The sequence below is a fragment of the Hyella patelloides LEGE 07179 genome (genome assembly GCF_900659865.1).
In the GTDB taxonomy this organism is placed as follows: Bacteria; Cyanobacteriota; Cyanobacteriia; order Cyanobacteriales; family Xenococcaceae; genus Hyella; species Hyella patelloides.
Genome location: NZ_LR214294.1, coordinates 1 through 1519, shown reverse-complemented (window position 1 = coordinate 1519; position 1519 = coordinate 1). Strand labels below are relative to the sequence as shown.

Sequence of the window (1519 nt, the reverse complement as noted above, 5' to 3'; positions counted from 1 at the left end):
GTGTTGGGTTCACGCTGGCTAGTTGATTCGGCAACAACTATTGCTAAAGCTTTAGGCGTTAGCGATCTTTTAATTGGTTTAACTATCGTTTCCTTGGGGACATCTTTGCCTGAATTAGCAACTTCTATTATGGCAAGTATTAGAGGTGAAAGAGATATTGCCGTGGGAAATGTATTGGGTAGTAATATCTTTAATATTTTGGCAGTTTTAGGAATGGCGGGAATGCTAACTCCTAGTGGGGTAGCGGTTTCTGAGGCTGCGATTCAGTTTAACATTCCAGTTGCGATCGCGGTTTCTTTTGCTTGTTTACCAATCTTTTCTTCTGGTAATCGTATCGATCGTTGGGAAGGATTCTTATTTACTTTTTATTATGTAGCATATACTGTATATCTTATTTTAGATGCTATGAATCACGAAAGTTTACCCATCTATAATACAGTAATGTTAGGTTTTGTTATTCCTCTAACAATTATTACTCTTGTTACTGTAGCAGTACAGCAAAAGAAGGCTCGACAAAGATAATTTTTGTTAATAGTTAGTGGTTAATAAAGCAGGGCTTCTGTCTGTCAAATAGTTAGTTATTTATTAGGAATGAGAATAAAAAAGCAATTATTATGATAGTTCAAGTTGAAAACAAAAACTATACAAAAGAAGAGTATCTCGCATTAGAAGGAAAAGCAGAGTACAAAAGTGAATATCATAATGGAAAAATTATTTCCATGACAGGAGGAACAACTAATCATAATCGTATTGTAATTAATCTTTGTAGCTATTTACATTTTGCCTTAAAGCAAAAAAATGCTGAGGTATTTGCTGGTGATGTACGTTTATGGATACCCAATTACAATCTTTATACTTATCCTGATGCAATGGCAATTAAAGGTAAGCCAATATATGAGGGACAAGGTACAACAACTATAACTAACCCATTATTAATCATTGAAGTTTTATCTCAATCCACCTCATCTTATGATAGAGGAAATAAGTTTCGTTATTATAGATCGCTGCCATCTTTTCAAGAATACATTTTAATCGATCAATATAGCTATTTAGTGGAGCAGTATATTAAAACCCCAGATCATAAATGGCTATTAAGTGAGTATGAAACTCAAGATTCTCTTATAGCTTTTAATAGTATTGATGGAGAAATTACTTTAACAGATATTTATGAAAGAGTAGATTTTACAACACAAAATAGTTAGGCATCATGTATATAAAAAATATCTATTTATACCTCCTTCTTTAGATGAAAATGGTCTAATAGCATGGTTTTGTTTTTCTCTTAATTGTTTATATCTACAATTGTATTACAAAAGTAATATTGCGTACTTTGTTTTTTCGATAGCTTTCATACATAACTAGGGTTTGCTGAAAAAGTAAGCGAAAAAATTTACAAGAATCAGCTTGTTTAAATGATAAGTTTTTATGTCAGTAAGTATGCTCAAATATTAGCTTTAATAATATAAAGGTCAGTAATTAAGCCTAATTTATAGGTATTCAGAAATAAAGACAAAAAAAA

2 protein-coding genes are annotated in these 1519 nt (G+C 31.3%); both read left to right on the top strand.

Features of this window, described 5'->3' with window-relative positions; all coding sequences use genetic code 11:
- Positions 1 to 522 (top strand): sodium:calcium antiporter (locus tag H1P_RS33260; RefSeq protein ID WP_425461568.1); only part of this gene is annotated, 522 nt, incomplete at its 5' end.
- 92 nt (positions 523 to 614) lie between these two features.
- Complete coding sequence (locus H1P_RS33255) at positions 615 to 1202, top strand: Uma2 family endonuclease (protein ID WP_144875745.1); 588 nt, start codon at positions 615 to 617, stop codon at positions 1200 to 1202.
- The last annotated feature ends 317 nt before the right edge of the window (positions 1203 to 1519 follow it).